The following is a 20,319-nucleotide window of genomic DNA, read 5'->3' on the forward strand; positions in this document are numbered from 1 at the left end:
AAACCAAATATATGGGCAAAATGCCGTATTTATGCTAAAAAAAGAACCCTTCATCTCTGAAGAGTTCTTTTCTGTTTCAATTTTATCTTTATTCAGCTACATCTTTGATACTAAAGCTGAGACGTCCCATCTTGTCCTTTCCGAGGCAGACAACCTTCACATGGTCGCCCAGTGTCAGGACATCTTCCACATGTTCAATTCTCTGCTTAGCGATCTTGGAAATGTGAACCATTCCTTCCTTGCCCGGAGCAAATTCAACGAAAGCACCGAATTCCTTGATGCTGACAACGTCACCTTCCAGAACCATTCCTGCTTCCAGGTCGGTCACGATGATTGCAATCATCTTCTTCGCTTTTTCCATGTTTTCAGCGTCGGTTCCGCAGATTGATACGTTACCGTCATCGGTGATATCGATCTTTACGCCCGTCTTTTCGATGATCGCGTTGATGGTCTTTCCTCTCTGTCCGACTACATCGCCGATCTTAGAAGGATCAATACTCATTTGAATAATCTTCGGAGCATATTTTCCAACCTGCGGTCTCGGCTCGGCGATCGCTTTACTCATGACTTCGTCCATGATGTAAATTCTAGCCTGTCTTGTACGTGCAATCGCTTCTTCGATAATCGGTCTTGTCAGTCCGTGAATCTTGATATCCATCTGGATCGCTGTGATACCTTTCTTGGTTCCTGCTACCTTGAAGTCCATGTCTCCGAAGAAGTCTTCAAGTCCCTGAATATCAGTCAGTACCAGATAATCATCGTCCGTCTCTCCGGTTACCAGACCACAGGAAATACCTGCTACTGCAGATTTGATCGGTACACCTGCTGCCATCAGTGACATAGAAGATGCACAAACGCTGGCCTGTGAAGTAGAACCGTTGGATTCAAATGTCTCGGATACGGTACGGATCGCATACGGGAATTCTTCCTCTGACGGGAGTACCGGCACCAGTGCTCTCTCAGCCAGTGCTCCGTGTCCGATTTCACGTCGTCCCGGTCCTCTGGAAGGTCTGGTCTCACCTACAGAGTAAGACGGGAAGTTGTAGTGGTGCATATATCTCTTGGATGTTTCTGCTTCATCCAGTCCGTCCACTTTCTGAGCCTCTGAAAGTGGAGCAAGTGTGGTAACGGTACAGATCTGAGTCTGTCCACGGGTAAACATTGCAGAACCGTGTACTCTCGGAAGCAGATCTACTTCTGCTGCAAGCGGGCGGATCTGATCAATTGCTCTTCCGTCCGGACGCTTATGATCTTTGAGGATCATCTTGCGGACTACCTTCTTCTGATACTGATATACTGCATCCGGAAGTTTTGCCAGCCATTCTTCATTGTCTGCAAATGCTTCTTCCAGTCTTTCTGTCACTTTGCGGATATTCTCTTCTCTGGTCTGCTTGTCATCGGTAAATACCGCAACTTCCATCTCTTCCGGTGTCACGATCTCCTTCATTGCATCAAAGAGCTCTTCCGGTACAGCGAAACTTACATAGTCATGTTTCGGCTTTCCGCACTCTGCAACGATAGTTTCGATAAATGCGATCACCTTCTGGTTCACTTCATGTGCAGCGAAGATCGCTTCGATCATCTTATCTTCCGGAACTTCATTTGCACCGGCTTCGATCATGATAACCTTTTCCTTTGTAGATGCAACCGTCAGTGCCAGATCGGATTTCTCCTTCTGTGCTGCAGTCGGGTTGAAAACAAACTCTCCGTCAACCAGTCCGACCTGCGTAGATGCTGTCGGTCCGTCAAACGGAATGTCTGAGATTGCTGTTGCGATTGCAGAACCAAGCATTGCGGTAAGTTCCGGTGCGCAGTCCTGGTCTACAGAAAGAACCAGGTTCTCTAAAGTTACATCATTTCTATAATCCTTCGGGAACAGTGGTCTCATCGGACGATCGATTACACGGCAGGTAAGAACCGCATTTTCGGAAGCCTTTCCCTCTCTCTTGTTAAATCCTCCCGGGATCTTTCCAACGGCATATAATTTCTCATTGTATTCCACACTAAGCGGGAAGAAATCGATTCCTTCTCTCGGCTTGTCTGATGCAGTTGCTGTTGACAGCACAACCGTATCACCATAATGCATAAGCGCTGCTCCATTTGCCTGCTTTGCTACTCTACCGACATCAACGCGGAGAGTTCTGCCTGCAAGCTCCATTTCAAATGATTTATACATGCTATTCTTCCTTTCTACTATTCACTATATGTCACCGGCAGCCTTTTCCGAAACTACTGAAAAACCCATCTTCCCCTCCGGATGCAGATACGCTTTTCAGTGGTCTCGGATCTACATACTGCCACAATCTTACACATTATATCACAGCAAGTCCTTAGTTGCAAGGGAAAAGTGACGGGTGACTAACACTAGTCACCCGTCACCCGGTCACCCCTATGCTTCTCGCATCCACACGATCATTTCGCCTTTTCCACGATTATTCCATTCACAATATGGAATCGCTTTTAATGTTACCGGCTTATAACTTGGTTTCGAATTTTCGTAAAGGGTATTACCTGCCTTATCGTAATCTATCCTTTCCCCGCTAAAGACTGCACACATTGTTCCGCAAAGCAGATTTTCATCATACAGTGCCTGCACTTTGCAATTTTCATCGACTTTAATGGAATTCAGATATTCACCGTTATCGATTTCTTCCAGGCAATATACCCAAGGTCCTTTCATCAATGCAATTTTACCGATATTATCGCGCACTCTTGGATTACAATGTACAAAACGAAATTCCACATCGAAAACTACTATAACCTCATCTTGTGGCTCCCACACTCGATTCAGATAAATATATCCCTTGTCAAGAGTATACTCAGTTTCAACTCCATTCACTTTTACAGTTGTATTTGCAGAATATCCCGGTTTTCGTATAGCAAGCGTAAATTCACATGCCTTCTCCTGTGTCACTTTATAAGACACTTCACCGGATTTTGGATAATCTGCATCAATACTTATTTCTACTGTACCATTTGAAAGTTCTGCATGTATTTCACTATTAATAAACAAGTTTGAGTACAATGTATTCTCGCTCACAGCGTACATATAGTTTCCAAGAGATGCTAATGTTCTTGCAATATTGGTAGGACAGCATGCTACTCCGAACCATTTTTGCCGCGTTGTCTTCACATGACGCATCGTGGGATTGTGTTCAGCCACTTCTGGAACAACTTCAAGCGGATTTACATAAAAGAAGTGTCTTCCATCCATGGCAATTCCCGAAAGAAGTGTATTATACAGTGCTTTCTCTACGATGTCCATATACTTGCCATCTTTCGTAATCTGAAACATTCTGTTTGAAAACATTGCCAGTCCAATCGCCGCGCATGACTCTGAATAGTTCGTATTATTCGGCAAATCGTAATCTGTCGTAAAACGTTCTCCATAGGAGGCGGATCCTATACTTCCCGTAATATACATTTTCCTCTGTACAATATTTTCCCATAATTCTTCACATTGATGCAGCAATTCTTCATCGTGATACTCCGCTGCCAAATCTGCCATAGCACTATACAAATACACTGCTCTTACGGCATGACCTTCTGCTTTCGTTTGCTCTTTTATCGGTTTATCTGCCTGGGCATAATCCATATCAAAGTCTGCAAATTCAGGAAAAAAATAATCTCCATTCTTCATTCCTTCTTCTCCAAGGAAATAGCATGGCTTTTTCCCTCGTTCCCTTACAAAATAGTCTGCAAGCTCCAGATATTTCTTCTCACCTGTAACCTTGTACAGCTTTACAAGTGCAAGTTCGATTTCAGGGTGCCCCGGGTAGCCGTGACATTTCCCCTCTTCTTTGCCAAACACATCATATATATTATCCGCAAATTTGCACGCAACTTCCAGAATTTTCTTTTTCCCGGTTGCCTCATAATATGAAACAGCAGCTTCTATCAAATGTCCTGCTGTATAAAGCTCATGTCCTTCAAACAGATTGGACCAACGCGGTTTGCCCGTAATAGTAAAATATGTGTTAAAATATCCATCCGGACATTGTGCATCAGCTATCAGATCAATTGCCTCATCTGCGATCTTTTCAAGTTCCGCATTTTTCTTTTTTGCAAGTGAGTATCCTACGGCTTCCAGCCATTTCGCAACGTCTGTATCCTGAAAGACCATCCCGCCATGCTCCCCTTCTTCTTTTTTTGCTGCAATGCGAAGATTGCGGATGCAATAGCTTTTCTCGGCGTCTTCGACCCGGTCATTGATCAATTCCCATTGATAAGGAAGTATAACATCATCTACCAGATCAATGTATTTATTCCAGAAAGAATCCTTAATCTGAATATCTTTTAACGCTATATTTTTCAATTTATCATTACCCATATGATTGTCCCTTCCACTAGATTTCTCTAATTGATGTCCCTTCAATGATTTTACAAGGAAGAATAATATTGACCTCGCCTTCCTCTCCTTTTTCGATCTTATCAATGAGCAATTCCATAGAGCGATACCCCATCTGTTGCAGTGGTCTGTCAACAGTTGTAATCTTTGGTACACCATAATGTACAATATCGGAATTATCAAAACCTGAAATTGAAATATCATCCGGCACGACAAGTCCCATATCTTTCGCTTCATCCCGGACCGCAACTGCCATTTCATCATTCATTGCAATGAATGCAGTTGGAATATGTTCCTGCTGTAATACAGGTTTTATTACTTTTCTTGTTTCTTTATATTGCCAGTTTCCTACAACAACATTCTCATTTTTCAAATCAATTCCATATTCTTTTAATGCCCGTTTGATTCCATGCATTCGATTCGCCGTAGCCTCGGATTTTTCATTTCCTTTAATTACTGCAAATTCTCTATGGCCCTTCTTAAGGAAAATCTTAGTCAGCTGATACGCCGCTTTTTCATTACTGTATGTAACAGAAGAACCTTCATTAGACGTATAGCAATAACAATATACTACCGGTTTGGGTATATCATGAAGCACATCTTTAATTGTTCTGTCATGCATGCCTACATAAATGATACCGTCCACCTGCATACCGAGTAATAACGCGACTTCTCTGTCAATATCCCCCTGATATTGTGAAATGTGCTCAAACTGGGACTCGATTTTACTCCGCAGCCTGAGATTTCCAAGTATCGTCTGATATCCTTTTCTTTCGGCCAGCTCATTAATTCCATCGATAATAAATGCTGTATGCCATACTGTTACGTCTTCAACCACAACCCCTACCAGCGAAGTCTTGTTCTTCCGAAGGCTCCTCGCCAGAATATTGGATTGATAACCTGTCTCCTTAATAATTCTCTCTACTTTCTGCCTGGTCTCATCACTAACTTTCGCAGTGCCATTCAGTACATATGAAACAGTTGCCGTTGAAACTCCTGCCTTTTCAGCAATCTCTTTTAATGTCATATAGCATACCTTCCTTTTTGGATTTACCAGTTATCTAACCTTTTAATCCCGAAGTCTTTATTCCGCCAACAAGAAATTGATTTCCAAAGAAATACAATAACATTGGTGGTAAAATCATCAGTGTGGCAGCCGCCATAATAGATGGCCAGTTAATCACAAAAGCATTTCCGGAAGTGTACATATAACTGGTCATAATTGCAATCGTAAGTGTACGCCATTTGTCACTATTGATATAAAATACCGGCTGTGTTAATTCATTCCACCAGTATACACAGGAAAGCACTGCAATCGTAGCATACGTCGGTTTTGATAATGGCGCAATAACCTTAAAAAATGTTTGTGCTTTGTTGCATCCATCAATGGTTGCCGATTCGTCCAGTTCTTTTGGAATCGAACGGAAATACTGCCTGAACAGAAAAACGTTATACGGATATGCAAAGCAGGCAGGTACAATCATCGGAAGCAGTGTATCCAGCCATCCAACCTTTCCAAACATAATATACTGCGGAATAATAAGGGCAATATTTGGTATCATCATAGTAACAATAATAATTGAAAAAATCAAGTTACGACCCTTGAATTCCATCCTTGCGAGAGGATAGGCAACCAACGAAGATGATATTAAAGTTCCAGCTGTTGTTCCAAACATCAGTAAGGATGTATTTCTCAAATACAGCCAGATGTTAGAATTCGTAAAAATATATTTATAATTCTCCCATGTAAAATTCTTGGGAATAATATTGGACGATGTTGTAAATTCAGTAAGTGTCTTAAAACCGCCTGTAATGATCCATATAATCGGAAGGAACATAATGACAGCAACGATTGTCTTCAAAATATATAAAATAATATTGTTGGTTCTTTTTTTACTTTTTGCAGATCTCATTCCGTTACCTCCTTAGTTCTCATAATATACAAGCTTCTTAGAAACTCCGAACAGAAGAATTCCAAAAAACGCCGCGATTATGAATAATACAACAGAAAGTGCACATGCATATCCAACCTTCATACTGCTAAAAGCTTCTTTGTAGATTAACAAGCTCAGAACCTGTGTCATTCCCTCCGGGTCTCCGCCTTCGCCGGTCAACGGATACAAAAGTGCAAAAGATCCATTCAAAGCACTTACACAACCATTAACTGCATTGAATAACACAAGCGGTGAAATCATTGGAAGTGTGATATTGAAGAATTTTGCAAAAGCGCCGGCACCGTCCAGATCACTCGCTTCGTATAATTCTGCCGGTACGTCACTGAGTCCTGAACGGAAAATCAACATCATCTGACCGGTATTATAGGTAAACAATGTGATAAAGAATACAACCAGATATACTGTATTGTGATTATAAAGCCAGTTAATTGCTACATTCTTTCCTGAAAACAGAGAGAGCAATGCATTAAACAGACCTGCTTCTTTTCCGAAAATTGTGCGGAATGCATAGGCAAGCGCTACCGACGGAATTACGGATGGCAGGAAATAACAAAACTGGAAGATTCCATTTAATCTCTGTTTCTGATTCAGTAAAAGAGCCATGATCACAGCCCAGATCGTTGTCACAAGGACCATGATAATCGTGAAGAATAATGTAACTTTTACAGAATTCCAGAATATATCACTGGAAAACATATTTTTGTAATTCGCAAAGCCGACATACTCTGAGACACCGTTCAGCTTACGGTTTGTAAGGCTTGTTGCGAACATAAAAGCGATTGGAAACAACGTAAAACATGCAAATCCTATAAACCATGGTGTAAGAAAAAGATAAGCAGTTCTTGTATTTCGTCTTCTCCAGCTATTCGAACGACTTGTTTTCACTTTACTCACTTTTCTTTGCCTCCTTTTTTGAAAAAGGCAATTCCTTAAAGGAATCGCCTTTTAAAACAACTACGGTTATCTTCTTAAATGACTTCCTAGTACCCAATTGTTTCGGCTGCATAATCACAGGATTTTTCAACAGCTTCTTCAGGTGTCATATTGCCGGACACTGCCGAATTGAAGTTACTGATCGCGTTATTTGTAACACCGGACGGCAGGCATGTATATCCAAACACACCAGCAGCAAGTGAATCTGTCATAGCATCCCAATTCTCGATTGTTTTTGCTGACTCAACCTTCCATGCTCCTTCATCTGCAATCTTCATAAGAGCTGACATATTTCCACTTGCTTTTGAGTTGATCGTCTGTCCTTCTTCTCCCATAAGATATTCAATTACAGACCATGCAGTATCTGCATTTTTGCTGTTTGCGTTAATGGTATAGAATCCTGTATGTAAAGTATTGTATTTTACTTTATTTGTCGGAATTGTTGCAATATCCCAGTTAAATCCAAGGTCATCTCCATATGTTGCAATATTCCAGCTTCCTGCCCAACTCATTGCCGCTTTACCTGCTGCAAATAAATCAGCTGTATCAGAAGATGGTTCCGGCATCACGCCCTTGCTTACCATATCTGCGCAATCAGAAATAAACGCTTCTGCACCATCACCGATTACCAGCTTGCCGGTTGCAGGATCGTATACTTGATCACCTGCTCCGCCAATTCCGGCCCACCATGTCTGGACATTCGGAAGATCACATCCGTATACGGAAGTAGTATCTCCATCCTTCTGGGTCAACTTTTCTGCCGCTGCTTTAAACTCTTCGTAAGACCAATCATTTGACGGATATTCAATACCTGCTGCATCAAACATATCCTGATTATAGTACATAATTTCTGTTGCCGCACACCATGGGAGCCCATAGGTTCCACCCAGTCCATCTGACAGAGTATTCACGGCTTCGATAAAATCATTTGTATCAATATCAGAATCAGCAAGGTAATCATCTAATGGAAGAATTCCGTCTGCTGCTGCAAAGTTAGCAATATCACATTCCCAAATAATATAAATGTCAATCGAATCATCTTTTGTTGCAACCATCTGATTCAATTTTGAAGAATAATCACTTTCCGGAATAACAGTTACTTCAAGGTCAACACCTAATGCTTTTTCGCACTGAGCATACATATTGAGTGCTTCGTCTGAATTTGGTTCATTCCATGTTGCAATCGTGATTTTCTTGCTTCCGGAATCTGTACTTGATTCTGTGGATTCCTGACCTTTCGATCCACATCCAGCAACCAGCGTGGTTGCCATTGCTGCCACCATCATTGATGCAATAATTTTTTTTGTTTTCATAACTTTCCTCCTTCTTTTTTACGCTTTCTTCTTTTTAAACGATTAACCTATTTTCCAAATTTTAACTCGTATCAACATGGTTTAACCTCTGTTAATTACGAGTTTAATCGTTTAAATAGTTTTTTAAAAAAAAGAAATGTCGTGTTACAAGAATAAAATAACTCAACATTCCTCTTTTGTCAATATCTATGTTTTGTTTTTTCACTTCTTATTATTTTTCGTCATTTTGCACAATGCTCTTCTCATCATAATACCACGAGAGATTTTCTCCCTCTTTTGGCTCAAGCATATATTTCAACATGATCTTTTCCATCCGGAATGAAAGAATAAACACGAAAAGTCCCGGGATGATCACAAGCAGAAAAATAAACCTCACTGTCAAATACCCAAATACTGCAGCGATAATAGAAAACAACAGGGAACTGAATATATGTTTCCATGACATAAACAAGCTCATTTTTATATTCTCAATCGTTGTATACTCAAATCTGGAAAACAACGGGGACAGATAAATACTGACGAAAATAAAACAAATTCCAATCCATATTGACTCAATACTGTAAACGCGAAAAAGCACGGAGCCTCTCTCCATCTGAAAGACAGCATATATGTTCAAAGCTGCCAAAGCTCCCAGAATCAAATATACAGCTCCCAGCTTCAGGCCCTGTTTCCAGTTTTCCCCAATGAAATGGATAAATTCGTGCGTCGCAGTACCTCGTTCTCTACGAACGCATTTGACCACAGAATAATATAATGCCGAAGTCGACAGGACAATCGTGACAATAGGAAGTGAACATATAATCCACAAAATGCTAACCAGAAATAGATCTGCTATTTTCTCCATAAATCCTGTGAAGCTACCATCAATTCCAAAAATAGTTTTTAACATTTTCTATTTCTCCTATAAAAAGGTGACTAGGGGACGGTGTGACCGGGGCGACCGGGGAAACGAGTAAATAGCCACTTTTGTGACTATGCACCCATCCCCTGATCATCTTCCCCTGGTCACCCGTCCCCCGGTCACCCAATATAATTATCAGAATTACTTTCTCAGACCTAATCTTTCAATCAGTGAACGATATCTTTCAATATCATTCTTCTTAAGGTATGCAAGAAGTCCTCTTCTCTGTCCAACCATCTTAAGAAGTCCTCTTCTTGAGTGGAAATCCTTCGGGTTAGCTTTGAAGTGGTCGTTCAGGTCATTGATTCTTGCTGTAAGAATAGCAACCTGTACTTCCGGAGATCCTGTATCTCCTTCTGTTCTTCCGTATTCCTTAATAATCTGTTCTTTCATTTCTTTTGTGATCATTTGTCACTACCTCCTGATATATACTAATAATTGCCAGGTATTAAGCAGCGGTTGGAGATTCCATCTGCCGAACACCGGTTTTCACACCGCTTTAATATATCACAACAGCCGTATGAAGTCAAGCACTTTTAATCATCATCGTCACTGTAATCGTCCGGCTGATGAATCGCAAATGCAATATTTGTCGCGTGGTCCGCCACACGTTCCAGACCGGATACCGTATCGGAGAAAATCATACCGCCTTCCGGTGTACATCTGTTTTTAGTAAGACGTTTTACATGGGCTCTCTGGAGCTTCTTCTCTTTCTCATCGATCGCATCCTCGAGATCCAGAATTTCCTGCATATGTTCCTGATTGTTGTGTGTGAACATATCCAGTGAGTAGTCCAGAATTTCCATAACCATCTCTGTCATATCCTGAAGCTGCTGTTTTGCCTTATCGCTGAGCTGTGCCTCTCCGTTCCTGATCATTTTGGCTGAATCGGCAAGGTTCTCCGCATGGTCACCGATACGTTCGATATCGTTTACCACGTGAAAGAGTGCTCCCACCATCTGAGAATCGGCGATCGGCATCTCCATCTCGCTGGCCTTCACAAGATAATCCGTGATCTTATGATTCAGGAAGTTGATATACCGCTCTTTCTGGTAGATCACATTGATCTCATCCTCGTTCGGATCACAGAGTGTTTTCATTCCAAGCTTCAGATTATCACAGGCAAGCTGTCCCATGTGTTCGATTTCCTGAATGGCATTCACTGTTGCGGTACTTGGTGTCATCATCTTTCCTTCTCCGATGTAAAGAAGTTCAAATTCATCTTCCGGTGAAGGATCTTTACCCTTAATAATCTTGTAAGTTGCTTTCACTACCCAGTTCATGAACGGGAACAACAGGATTACTTCTGTAATCTTAATGATCGTATGTGCGTTCGCAACCGCACGAGACGGATTGTTTCCTGAGAACTTCAGGATTGCCGTTGTAATCGGATCGGTCGCAATCATCAGTACGATGAAAATAATAAAGGATCCGATAATGTTAAACAGAAAATGAATCCATGCGGCCCGCTTTGCATCCTTCTTTCCTCCAAGGCTGGCAAGAAGGGCTGACATACAGGAGCCCATATTACATCCCAGGATCAAGAACGGACAGATGGCAAATGCCAGAAGCCCTTGTCCTGCCATCAGAATAATGATACCGACCGTAGCCGATGAACTCTGAAGAATGGATGTAATCACAAATCCAACCACGATTGCCATCAGCGGATTGGTCAGTGACTGGAGAAGTTCCATGACTTGCGGAGAGTTTTTCAGGGATGTCATGGCATCCCCCATGGTACTGAGTCCCATGAACAAGATACCAAATCCAAGGACCACCACACCAACTCGTTTGATATTGGTCTTTTTACAGAACATATACATGATCACGCCGATCATGACGAACAGTGGTGCAACATCCGAAAGATTAAATGCAATCAGCTGCCCGGTCACTGTTGTACCGATATTGGCTCCCAGAATGACTCCACTGGCCTGGTACAGATTCATGAGCCCGGAATTTACAAAGCTGACCACCATGACCGTCGTCGCACTGGACGACTGAACTACTGCCGTGAAAAGAATTCCCACCAGCATTCCAATAAAACGGTTTTTTGTAAAGAATTCAAGAATTCCCCGCATCCGGGCACCGGCTGCTTTCTCCAGTCCGTCGCTCATAAGCTCCATACCGAACAAAAACAGGCCCAAACCACCCAGCAGCAGAAAAATCGTTGTGATATTCATATCGTTTTCTCCTTATCCTCTTTTGTGACGGAAATACTCTCTTCCATAAGAGATATCAGACTCTACCTGCTGCCGCATTTCTTCGACAGAGGCAAACTTTTTCTCAGGTCTGCGGAATTCGTAAAGCTGAATCTTCACATTTTTTCCATAAGCATTTCCTTCATAATCAAACAGATAGCTTTCTATCAGCATCCGCTTTTCGTCTGTTACCGTCGGCTTTACACCTACATTGCCGATTCCGTCATACCACACGCCGTCCAGCTTCACGCGGTCTATATAGACTCCGTTCGGCGGAAGCAGTTTCTCTTTGGCAGGATGGACATTCAGTGTGGGAAATCCCAGTCTTCTTCCAAGCTGTTTTCCATATTCCACAATTCCGGCAACCGTATAGGGATACCCGAGCATCTCGTTTACCACTTGCATATTTCCTTTACGCAATTCTTCTCTGACATAAGTACTGCTGATCTCACGATCTCCATACATTTCTTTCTCGATCACGAACAGTTCATAATCATATTCTCCGGCATATTCTGCCAGCATGTTCACATCACCGCGTTTATCGTGCCCGAACCGGAAATCGGTTCCGACCACAACATACTTTGCGTGAAACAGCCCGGAAAGAATGTCACGGATGAAGACTTCTGCCTCCATACTGCTGATTTTCTCTGTAAACGGACACTCCACAAGCGCATCCACCTCATCTTCCAGATGCATACGCCGTTCCTCGTTCGACATGATCCCATCTCTTGGCAGCCCCAGCCGCTCAAAAAGCGGTGTCATGTCAAAAGCAAACACAACCGACTTCACTTCATGCGCTTCCTTCAGCTGACGCACCTTATGAATCAGCTTCTGATGTCCGCGGTGAAGTCCGTCAAATTTTCCAAGTGTAATCGCTGTCCTTCCGTCTCCCCGGTAGGATGCAAGCCCTTTGAAATACTCCATTTCATTTCCTCTTTATGTCATAGTATACAGTCTTACTTCTCTTTTTTGTCAAAAAACATTTTTACGATTTTAAATAATTGATTTTCTTTTTCAAATTCATACACGGCAATAAAATTCCGTTCCTCATCATAGACCCGTACTCTTTCCGCATTCTGAAATCCAGAAAGTTCCGATATCCAGATTACATCCCCCCGACGGAACGAATTGCCGTTCCTCACAGCAGCCGAAGCTTCCGGCGTCAGATACACCTTCTGATAATCCGGGAACATCTCATCCACTTTTATCATATGTTCCTGAAGTGTTCCCTCATCCATAAGTTGCTCCACTTCGGAAATCCGGAGACTTTCTGCCACGCCAAACCGCTCCACTCTTGTCCGGAGCAGGGATTCCATGCATCCTCCGCATCCCAGTTTCTCACCGATATCGTGGCACAGTGTGCGGATATAGGTTCCCTTGGAGCATGTTACTTCCATACGGACACGAGGCAGATCGATCTGAAGGATTCGGATACGATAGATCTGCACATGCCTTGGCTTTCTCTCCACTTCTTTCCCGTCTCTTGCGAGCTCATACAGCTTTTTCCCGCCGACTTTCAAAGCGGAAAACATCGGCGGTATCTGATCGTACTCGCCTTCAAAGGATAATACCACTTCCCGCACTGCTTCTTCCCTCAAATCCGCCGTGTTTTTTTCCTCCAGGATCTTTCCTGTGGTATCCTGCGTATCGGTTGAAATTCCCAGAAGCAGTACCGCTTCGTAGGTCTTATCCTTGTCAGTCAGAAGATCACATAATTTGGTCGCCTTCCCGAGACATACGGGCAGGACGCCTTCGGCTTCCGGATCGAGTGTCCCAGTATGACCGATCTTCTTCTGTCCCACGATCCTTCTCAAACGGGCAACCACATCATGAGAAGTATATCCTTTTTCTTTATAAATATTCAGCACTCCGTGTATCATTTAAGCCTCGTTCCCGCCTTTCATCTGCAGTTCGATCCTTCTTGACAGATTATTGATCACATCATGTACCGTTCCAGACATGGTGCATCCTGCTGCCCTTACATGACCGCCGCCGCCGAAATATCTGGCGATTTCACTGACATCCACAGCTTCGGTAGAGCGCAGGCTGACTTTAAATGTGCCATTTTCCAGCTCATACATGAAGATAGCGACATCCACGCCTTTCGTCAGCTTCAGCTGACTGACAATGCCATCCAGATGCTTGGGCTGTACCTGATAAAATTCCATATCTTTCTTCCGAAGAGAGGACACGATACATCTCCCATCCATGAACCGGATACTTTCCAGAAGCGCACGGCCCATAACCTGGTTCTGAACATAACTTTTTTCGTCAAATGTCTCCGTAATGATCCTGGAAAAATCGATTCCTTTTTCCATCAATGCTGCGGCCGAGCGCATCGTAGACGGATGGGTATTGGTGTACCGGAACACCCCTGTATCGTGCACCATCCCCGTGTACAGACACTCTGCCACTGCTTTCGGGATCTTCTCATGATCCAAAAGATCATAGATCAGTTCTGACGTGGAACTTGCATCCGGTCGTACATAGTTCTCTTCTGCAAAAGCCTGGTTGCTGATGTGATGATCCACACACAGCGAATGCTTTGCATTCTCATAAAGAGGTGCTGAGAATCCCAGTCTGTCCGGTGATCCGCAGTCCAGAAGGATAAACAGATCGTAGATCTTCTCATCCGGGATCTCATGACGGATTTCTTCTGTTCCCTTCATGAACTTGAACGTATTCGGGATTTCCTCCAGATACACATGAATCTCTTTTTCGGGAAAGTTTTCTTTTACATAAAGCCATAATCCCATACAGGAGCCTACACAATCTCCATCCGGACGTATATGACCGCCGACAGCGATCGTCTGCGCTTTCTTAATTGCTTTCTGTAACATGCTCCTCATCCTCTTTTTTCAAATTCTTTGTCAGATCATCAATTTTCTTCGACATATTTACGCCGTACTCGATCGACTGATCCAGCACAAACCGGATCTCCGGTGTATTTCTCATATTCAGTGTATGTGCAAGCTCACGGCGGATATAGCCTTCCGCACTCTGAAGTCCCTTTACCGTGTCTGCCTGTGCCTTTTCATCACCAAGAACGCTGATGTATGCTTTACAGGTCTTTAAGTCCGGTGCAACTTCAACCGCCACCACCGAAGTCATCGGTGCAACGCGGGGATCCTTGATCCCGCCGCGCAGAATATTGCTCAGCTCACGCTGCACCTCCGTATTTACTCTTGTATTCTTAATACTGTTCTTTCTCATATTTCAAAACGCCTTCCTTTATTATCTTGGGATCTCGACCATCTTGAATGCTTCTACCTGGTCACCCTCCTTGATATCGTTGAAACGTTCAAATACAAAACCACATTCATAACCGGCTTTCACTTCTTTCACGTCATCTTTGAAACGTTTGAGGGATGCCAGTTTTCCATCATAGATCACAATGCCGTCACGTGTGATACGAACCTGACAGTCTCTTTCAAACACACCATCCAGCACGTAAGAACCTGCAATGGTTCCGACTCCGGATGCCTTGAATGTCTGGCGCACTTCGGCATGACCAAGAACCTTCTCCTCAAATACCGGTTCCAGCATACCCTTCATGGCAGCTTCTACATCCTCGATCGCATTGTAAATGACGCGATATAATCTCATGTCAACCCCTTCGCGCTCTGCTGTTTCTTTTGCAGATGCATCCGGGCGGACATTGAATCCGATGATGATCGCGTTAGACGCCGCAGCCAGTGTAACGTCTGATTCGTTGATTGCACCGACACCTCCGTGGATGATCTTCACCACAACTTCATCGTTGGACAGCTTCACAAGACTCTGCTTGATTGCTTCAACGGATCCCTGTACATCGGCTTTGACAACGATACCAAGTTCTTTCAGATTACCTTCCTGGATCTGGTTGAACAGATCATCCAGAGACATCTTCGTCTTCGTTTCATCCAGCATTTTCATTCTTCCCTGGCTGATAAATGTCTCTGCAAAGCTTCTCGCTTCTTTTTCGTTACCGCATCCTACGAAAACTTCGCCTGCGTTCGGAACGTCATTCAGTCCGAGGATTTCTACCGGAGTAGACGGGCCTGCCTCTTTCACCCGGCGTCCCTTGTCATCCATCATGGCACGCACTTTACCGTAAGCAGAACCTGCCGCAACCGGATCTCCTACACGGAGAGTTCCTTTCTGTACCAGCACAGTCGCAACCGGACCTTTACCTTTGTCCAGTTCGGCTTCGATCACAAGACCTCTTGCGCGACGGTTCGGGTTTGCCTTTAATTCCATCACTTCCGCAGTCAGAAGGATCATTTCCATCAGATCATCAATGCCTTCTCCGGTACGAGCGGAAACCGGAACAAAGATGGTGCTTCCGCCCCAGTCTTCCGGAATCAATTCGTATTCAGTCAGTTCCTGTTTTACTCGTTCAATATTTGCACTCGGCTTATCGATCTTGTTGATCGCAACAACGATCTCAATTCCCGCTGCTTTCGCATGGTTGATCGCTTCCACAGTCTGAGGCATGACACCGTCGTCTGCTGCTACAACCAGAATCGCGATATCTGTAGAATTTGCCCCACGCATACGCATTGCAGTAAATGCCTCATGTCCCGGTGTATCCAGAAATGTGATCTTTTCTCCGTTCACCTCTACAACAGATGCACCGATGTGCTGGGTAATTCCGCCGGCCTCGCCTTCGATCACATGGGTATCACGGATCGCATCCAGAAGAGAGGTTTTACCATGGTCTACATGACCCATAACACATACAACCGGAGGACGTTTCTTCATTTTCTTTTCGTCCTCTTCTTCCTCTTTCAGAAGCTCTTCGATCACATCGACCACTTCTTCTTTTTCACAGAGCACTTCGAACTCCATCGCAATTTCTTCTGCGGTATCGAAATCGATTTCCTGATTGATCGTCACGATCTTGCCCTGCATAAAGAGTTTCTTCACGATCACAGACGGCTGGATTTTCATCTTGTCAGCCAGTTCCTGAATCGTCAGCTTCTCAGGAATGGTGATCTGCTTGATCTGCTCTTCTGCCGCCTCTTTCTTCGGCTGCGGTCTTTCTAATTTCGGCTGCGGGGTATTATTCTTTCCTTTTTTGCCTTTTGGCATTCTTTCTTCGTTGTCATTATCATCATTTCTGTATTCTTTTTTCTTATGAGCATCCTTCGGTTTCGTACGGCTCGGTTTCTGCTCAGCAATTGCAGGTGCCGGAATTGCCGGGCCGGATTTTCTCCGGTCATCACGACGACCGTCTCTTCTGTCATCCCTGGAATCCTTGTCACGGAAATCGCGGCTGTCCTTGTCACGGAAATCACGTCCGTCTTTGTCGCGGAAATCGCGGTTTTCTCTTCTGTCATCGCGGTCTCTTCCCTGGAACCCTTCTCTTCTTCCTTCGAATGGGCGACCCTGTCTCTGGTCGTCACGGCCTCTTCTGTCGTCACGGTCTCTTCCCTGGAATCCTTCTCTTCTTCCTTCACCTGTGCGGTTCTGTCTCTGATCGTCACGGCCTCTTCTGTCGTCACGGTCTCTTCCCTGGAACCCTTCTCTTCTTCCTTCAAACGGACGATTCTGACCGCCGTTTTGCGGACGGCCTCCCTGCGCGTTATTATTTCCCTGCGGGCGGCCTCCCTGCGCATTGTTATTTCCCTGCGGACGGCCTCCCTGCACATTGTTATTTCCCTGCGGACGGCCTCCCTGCGCGTTGTTATTTCCCTGCGGACGGCCTCCCTGCGCGTTGTTATTTCCCTGCGGACGGCCTCCCTGCGCATTATTATTTCCCTGTGGACGGCCTCCCTGACGCTGTCCCTGCGGACGGCTGTTTCGTCCGCCGTTCTGTGTATTCTGAGGACGGAACACCTGAACAATATTTTTCTTCTTCGGTACCTCCGTCTCTTCTGTCTCTTTTTTCGGCTGTACTTCTGCCGGCTTCTTCGCCGCTGCCGGTTTCTTCATCATATCGACCTGCTCATCCGAAAGAGTGCTCATATGACTTGCAACTTCGATACCCTTTTCCTTTAACATGGCGAGCATCTCTTTGTTCGTCTTATTCATCTCTTTCGCGAGCTCATATACTCTTAATTTTGACATATATAACTACCTCCTATGCAACCGTATCCTTCTCTGTATCCAACTGCTTTCTGATTCCTTTCGCAAATCCTGCATCCGTTACCGCAAGAGACGCGCGGAATTCCTTCCCCATTGCATGCCCCAAGGTATCTTTATCTCCATAAAAATAGATTGGCACTTTATAAAAATCACACATATTCTGAAATCGTTTTCTGGTATTGTCCGATGCATCCGCCGCGACGATCACGAGATATGCATCTCCCTCCTTGACTGCTTTTTCCGTAAGGAATTCTCCGCTTTTTGTCTTACCCGCTTTCGTCGCAAGACTCAGAAGGGACAGTGATTTATTCAACTTCAAGATTTTCCAGCTCCTTTTCCAGGTTCTCATAGACTTCCTTCGGGATCGTCTGCTTGAATGAACGTTCAAGCCCTTTGTTCTTTCTTGCCTTTTCCAGGCATTCCTTCGAGAAGCAAAGGTACGCCCCGCGTCCGTTCTTTCTTCCGGTCGCATCGAGAACAAATTCATTCTCCGCTGTTTTCAGAATACGCAGCATTTCTTTTTTACTCTTCATTTCCTGACATCCCACACACTTGCGCATGGGAATTTTTCTCATAGCGCTCAACGTATCACTCCTAATTATTCTTCATACAGATCCAGATCATCGGAAGTATAATCCTCTTCCCCGGAATAATTCTCAGCAGGTTCATCCTCCTGATAGTCCTCCTCCATAGCCATTTCCATATAATTTGCCGGGAGTTCGCCGGATTCGATTGCCTGGGTCTCACTCTTGATATCGATCTTGTATCCGGTCAGGCGGGCAGCCAGTCTTGCATTTTGTCCTTCCTTGCCGATGGCGAGGGATAACTGGTAATCCGGAACGATCACGCTTGCCGTCTTCTCATCCGGATCAGCCGCAACCGAAATAACCTTCGCCGGGCTGAGCGCATTCTCGATCAGAAGTGCCGGGTTCTCATCCCAGTTGATGATATCGATCTTCTCACCGCGGAGCTCATTTACCACCGCTCCGACTCTGGCGCCGTTCATACCGACGCATGCTCCGACCGGATCCACATCCGGGTCATTGGACCACACAGCAATCTTGGTACGGGATCCCGCCTCTCTGGCAATGCTCTTGATCTCCACGATACCGTCCTTCACTTCGGTAACCTCTGCCTCGAAAAGACGTTTTACCAACTCCGGATGAGTTCTGGAAACCAGGATCTTCGGTCCCTTCGTGGTGTTCTTCACTTCAACTACATATAACTTGACTCGTTCGGTCGGCTGGAATACTTCTCCCTTCACCTGCTCGTTTTCTGTCAGCATCGCATCCGCCTTACCAAGGTTGATGCTGATATTCTTGCCGACATAACGCTGCACGATACCGGTCACGATATCCTTCTCTTTTTCAAAATACTGATCGTAAACGACTTTTCTCTCCTCTTCACGAATCTTCTGAAGAATCAGATTCTTCGCATTCTGCGTTGCGATTCTTCCGAAAGATTTGGACTCGACCGGGATCTGTACGATATCGCCCAGTTCATAGGACGGATCCATCATCTTTGCATTGGTAAGACTGATCTCTTCCACCGGATCCTCTACCGTCTCAACAACTGTTTTCTCCTGGAACAGAGAATAGTCACAAGTCTTACGATCCATGATCACTTTAATATTGTCAGCTTTTCCAAAATGGTTCTTACATGCACTGATCAGTGAATTCTCAATTGCATCCATCAGCGTTTCCTTGCTGATGTCTTTTTCCTGTTCAAGAATATTAAGCGCTTCTAATAATTCTGTGTTCATTTTCTTTTTTCCTCCTGTCACTAGAAATCAAATGCGAGACGAATCAAAGCAATATCTGCTCTTTCGAATGTCTTTGTCTCTTCGTCTTCATACTCAATGGTAACTGTATCCTTATCATAACTCTTTAAGATTCCAAGAAATTCTTTCTGTCCGTCGATTGCCCGGTATGTCCGGATCTCCACTTCCTCGCCCAGGCTTCGTTCAAAATCTCTCTCCTTCTTAAGCGGGCGTCCCAGTCCCGGAGAGCTGATCTCCAGAATATATGCCTCATCAATAAAATCTTTCTCGTCCAGAATATCGGACAGTTCGCGACTGACCACCTCACAGTCATCGACCATGATTCCCCCCGGCTTGTCGATATAAGCTCTGAGATACCAGTTGCTTCCCTCTTTGACATACTCTACATCCCAGAGTTCAAATCCATGCTTTTCGAGGATCGGAAGCAGAATTTCTTCCGTTTTCTGTTCATACACTTCTCTTTTTGACAATCTGCAACTTCCTTTCTTTTTGAATCTGTCCCGTCACCGAGCACTTCGTAAAAAGAAGAGTGAACTTTCGTCCACTCTTCTGCTCATTTCCTATGTTACTGGTAATAACTATAACACTTTCAATTCTCAAAATCAAGTATTTTCCGCTATTTTCTCATTTTCGTTCCGATTCCATCCCGCCGTGCCAGCTTCAGACGGTTCAGTGTGATCTCTTTCTCATGAAACATAACCTTTGCTTCCGTTCCCGGGAGTTTGACAGTTAAACAATAGGAAAAGTACTTGCAGGCCGCATAAAACCTGTTTTTTTGTGTCAATTTTTTGGTTTTATTGTATTGTATTTTATTGCAATGTA

At 44.1% G+C, this 20,319-nt stretch carries 19 protein-coding genes; all 19 read right to left on the bottom strand.

The genetic code is table 11. The features are described 5' to 3' along the window. Positions 1-88: 88 nt before the first annotated feature. On the bottom strand, positions 89-2,176 hold the full coding sequence (locus ACTNBF_RS10235) for a polyribonucleotide nucleotidyltransferase (protein ID WP_427807997.1): 2,088 nt from the start codon (positions 2,174-2,176) through the stop codon (positions 89-91). A gap of 213 nt (positions 2,177-2,389) precedes the next feature. Beyond that, a complete protein-coding gene (locus ACTNBF_RS10240) occupies positions 2,390-4,330 on the bottom strand; it encodes a glycoside hydrolase family 127 protein (protein WP_441089206.1) in 1,941 nt (646 codons plus the stop codon). Positions 4,331-4,346: 16 nt separating this feature from the next. Further along, the gene (locus ACTNBF_RS10245) at positions 4,347-5,375 is read right to left on the bottom strand and encodes a LacI family DNA-binding transcriptional regulator (protein ID WP_320856268.1); all 1,029 of its coding nucleotides are present in this window, start codon (positions 5,373-5,375) and stop codon (positions 4,347-4,349) included. 34 nt (positions 5,376-5,409) lie between these two features. Then, positions 5,410-6,261 carry a carbohydrate ABC transporter permease gene (locus ACTNBF_RS10250; protein ID WP_320856269.1) on the bottom strand — a complete coding sequence of 284 codons (852 nt, stop codon included), beginning with the start codon at positions 6,259-6,261 and terminating at the stop codon, positions 5,410-5,412. A gap of 12 nt (positions 6,262-6,273) precedes the next feature. Further along, positions 6,274-7,197: a carbohydrate ABC transporter permease gene (locus ACTNBF_RS10255; RefSeq protein WP_441089207.1), complete on the bottom strand. Its 924-nt coding sequence runs from the start codon at positions 7,195-7,197 to the stop codon at positions 6,274-6,276. Positions 7,198-7,283: 86 nt separating this feature from the next. After that, positions 7,284-8,549 carry an ABC transporter substrate-binding protein gene (locus ACTNBF_RS10260; protein WP_320856271.1) on the bottom strand — a complete coding sequence of 422 codons (1,266 nt, stop codon included), beginning with the start codon at positions 8,547-8,549 and terminating at the stop codon, positions 7,284-7,286. Positions 8,550-8,760: 211 nt separating this feature from the next. Then, complete coding sequence (locus tag ACTNBF_RS10265; protein WP_320856272.1) at positions 8,761-9,438, bottom strand: YesL family protein; 678 nt, start codon at positions 9,436-9,438, stop codon at positions 8,761-8,763. 153 nt (positions 9,439-9,591) lie between these two features. Continuing rightward, a complete protein-coding gene (rpsO, locus tag ACTNBF_RS10270; RefSeq protein WP_427807999.1) occupies positions 9,592-9,858 on the bottom strand; it encodes a 30S ribosomal protein S15 in 267 nt (88 codons plus the stop codon). 128 nt (positions 9,859-9,986) lie between these two features. Continuing rightward, a complete protein-coding gene (locus tag ACTNBF_RS10275) occupies positions 9,987-11,630 on the bottom strand; it encodes a Na/Pi cotransporter family protein (protein WP_427808001.1) in 1,644 nt (547 codons plus the stop codon). Between the two features lie 12 nt (positions 11,631-11,642). Further along, complete coding sequence (locus ACTNBF_RS10280) at positions 11,643-12,572, bottom strand: bifunctional riboflavin kinase/FAD synthetase (protein WP_427808003.1); 930 nt, start codon at positions 12,570-12,572, stop codon at positions 11,643-11,645. Between the two features lie 32 nt (positions 12,573-12,604). After that, positions 12,605-13,528 (bottom strand): tRNA pseudouridine(55) synthase TruB, encoded by a 924-nt coding sequence (gene truB / locus ACTNBF_RS10285; RefSeq protein WP_441089208.1) that lies wholly within the window; start codon positions 13,526-13,528, stop codon positions 12,605-12,607. Further along, positions 13,529-14,488, bottom strand: coding sequence for a DHH family phosphoesterase (locus tag ACTNBF_RS10290; RefSeq protein ID WP_441017731.1), 960 nt, complete (start codon positions 14,486-14,488; stop codon positions 13,529-13,531). Then, entirely contained in the window at positions 14,469-14,861 is a 393-nt protein-coding gene (gene rbfA / locus ACTNBF_RS10295; protein WP_427820436.1) for a 30S ribosome-binding factor RbfA, read from the bottom strand. Before rbfA ends, ACTNBF_RS10290 begins: the two co-directional genes overlap by 20 nt. A 21-nt stretch (positions 14,862-14,882) precedes the next feature. Further along, complete coding sequence (infB, locus tag ACTNBF_RS10300; protein WP_441089209.1) at positions 14,883-17,699, bottom strand: translation initiation factor IF-2; 2,817 nt, start codon at positions 17,697-17,699, stop codon at positions 14,883-14,885. 13 nt (positions 17,700-17,712) lie between these two features. After that, positions 17,713-18,036 carry a L7Ae/L30e/S12e/Gadd45 family ribosomal protein gene (locus ACTNBF_RS10305; RefSeq protein WP_427808013.1) on the bottom strand — a complete coding sequence of 108 codons (324 nt, stop codon included), beginning with the start codon at positions 18,034-18,036 and terminating at the stop codon, positions 17,713-17,715. Then, entirely contained in the window at positions 18,023-18,292 is a 270-nt protein-coding gene (gene rnpM, locus ACTNBF_RS10310; RefSeq protein ID WP_427808037.1) for an RNase P modulator RnpM, read from the bottom strand. The genes ACTNBF_RS10305 and rnpM overlap by 14 nt, the downstream gene beginning before the upstream one ends. A gap of 23 nt (positions 18,293-18,315) precedes the next feature. After that, on the bottom strand, positions 18,316-19,479 hold the full coding sequence (gene nusA, locus ACTNBF_RS10315; RefSeq protein ID WP_427820438.1) for a transcription termination factor NusA: 1,164 nt from the start codon (positions 19,477-19,479) through the stop codon (positions 18,316-18,318). Positions 19,480-19,499: 20 nt separating this feature from the next. After that, the gene (rimP, locus tag ACTNBF_RS10320; RefSeq protein ID WP_427808017.1) at positions 19,500-19,967 is read right to left on the bottom strand and encodes a ribosome maturation factor RimP; all 468 of its coding nucleotides are present in this window, start codon (positions 19,965-19,967) and stop codon (positions 19,500-19,502) included. A gap of 146 nt (positions 19,968-20,113) precedes the next feature. After that, on the bottom strand, positions 20,114-20,319 hold a 206-nt coding region (locus ACTNBF_RS10325; protein WP_441089210.1), incomplete at its 5' end, for a hypothetical protein.

It is taken from the genome of Bariatricus sp. HCP28S3_A4 (genome assembly GCF_052066395.1).
In the GTDB taxonomy this organism is placed as follows: domain Bacteria; phylum Bacillota; class Clostridia; order Lachnospirales; family Lachnospiraceae; genus Allocoprococcus.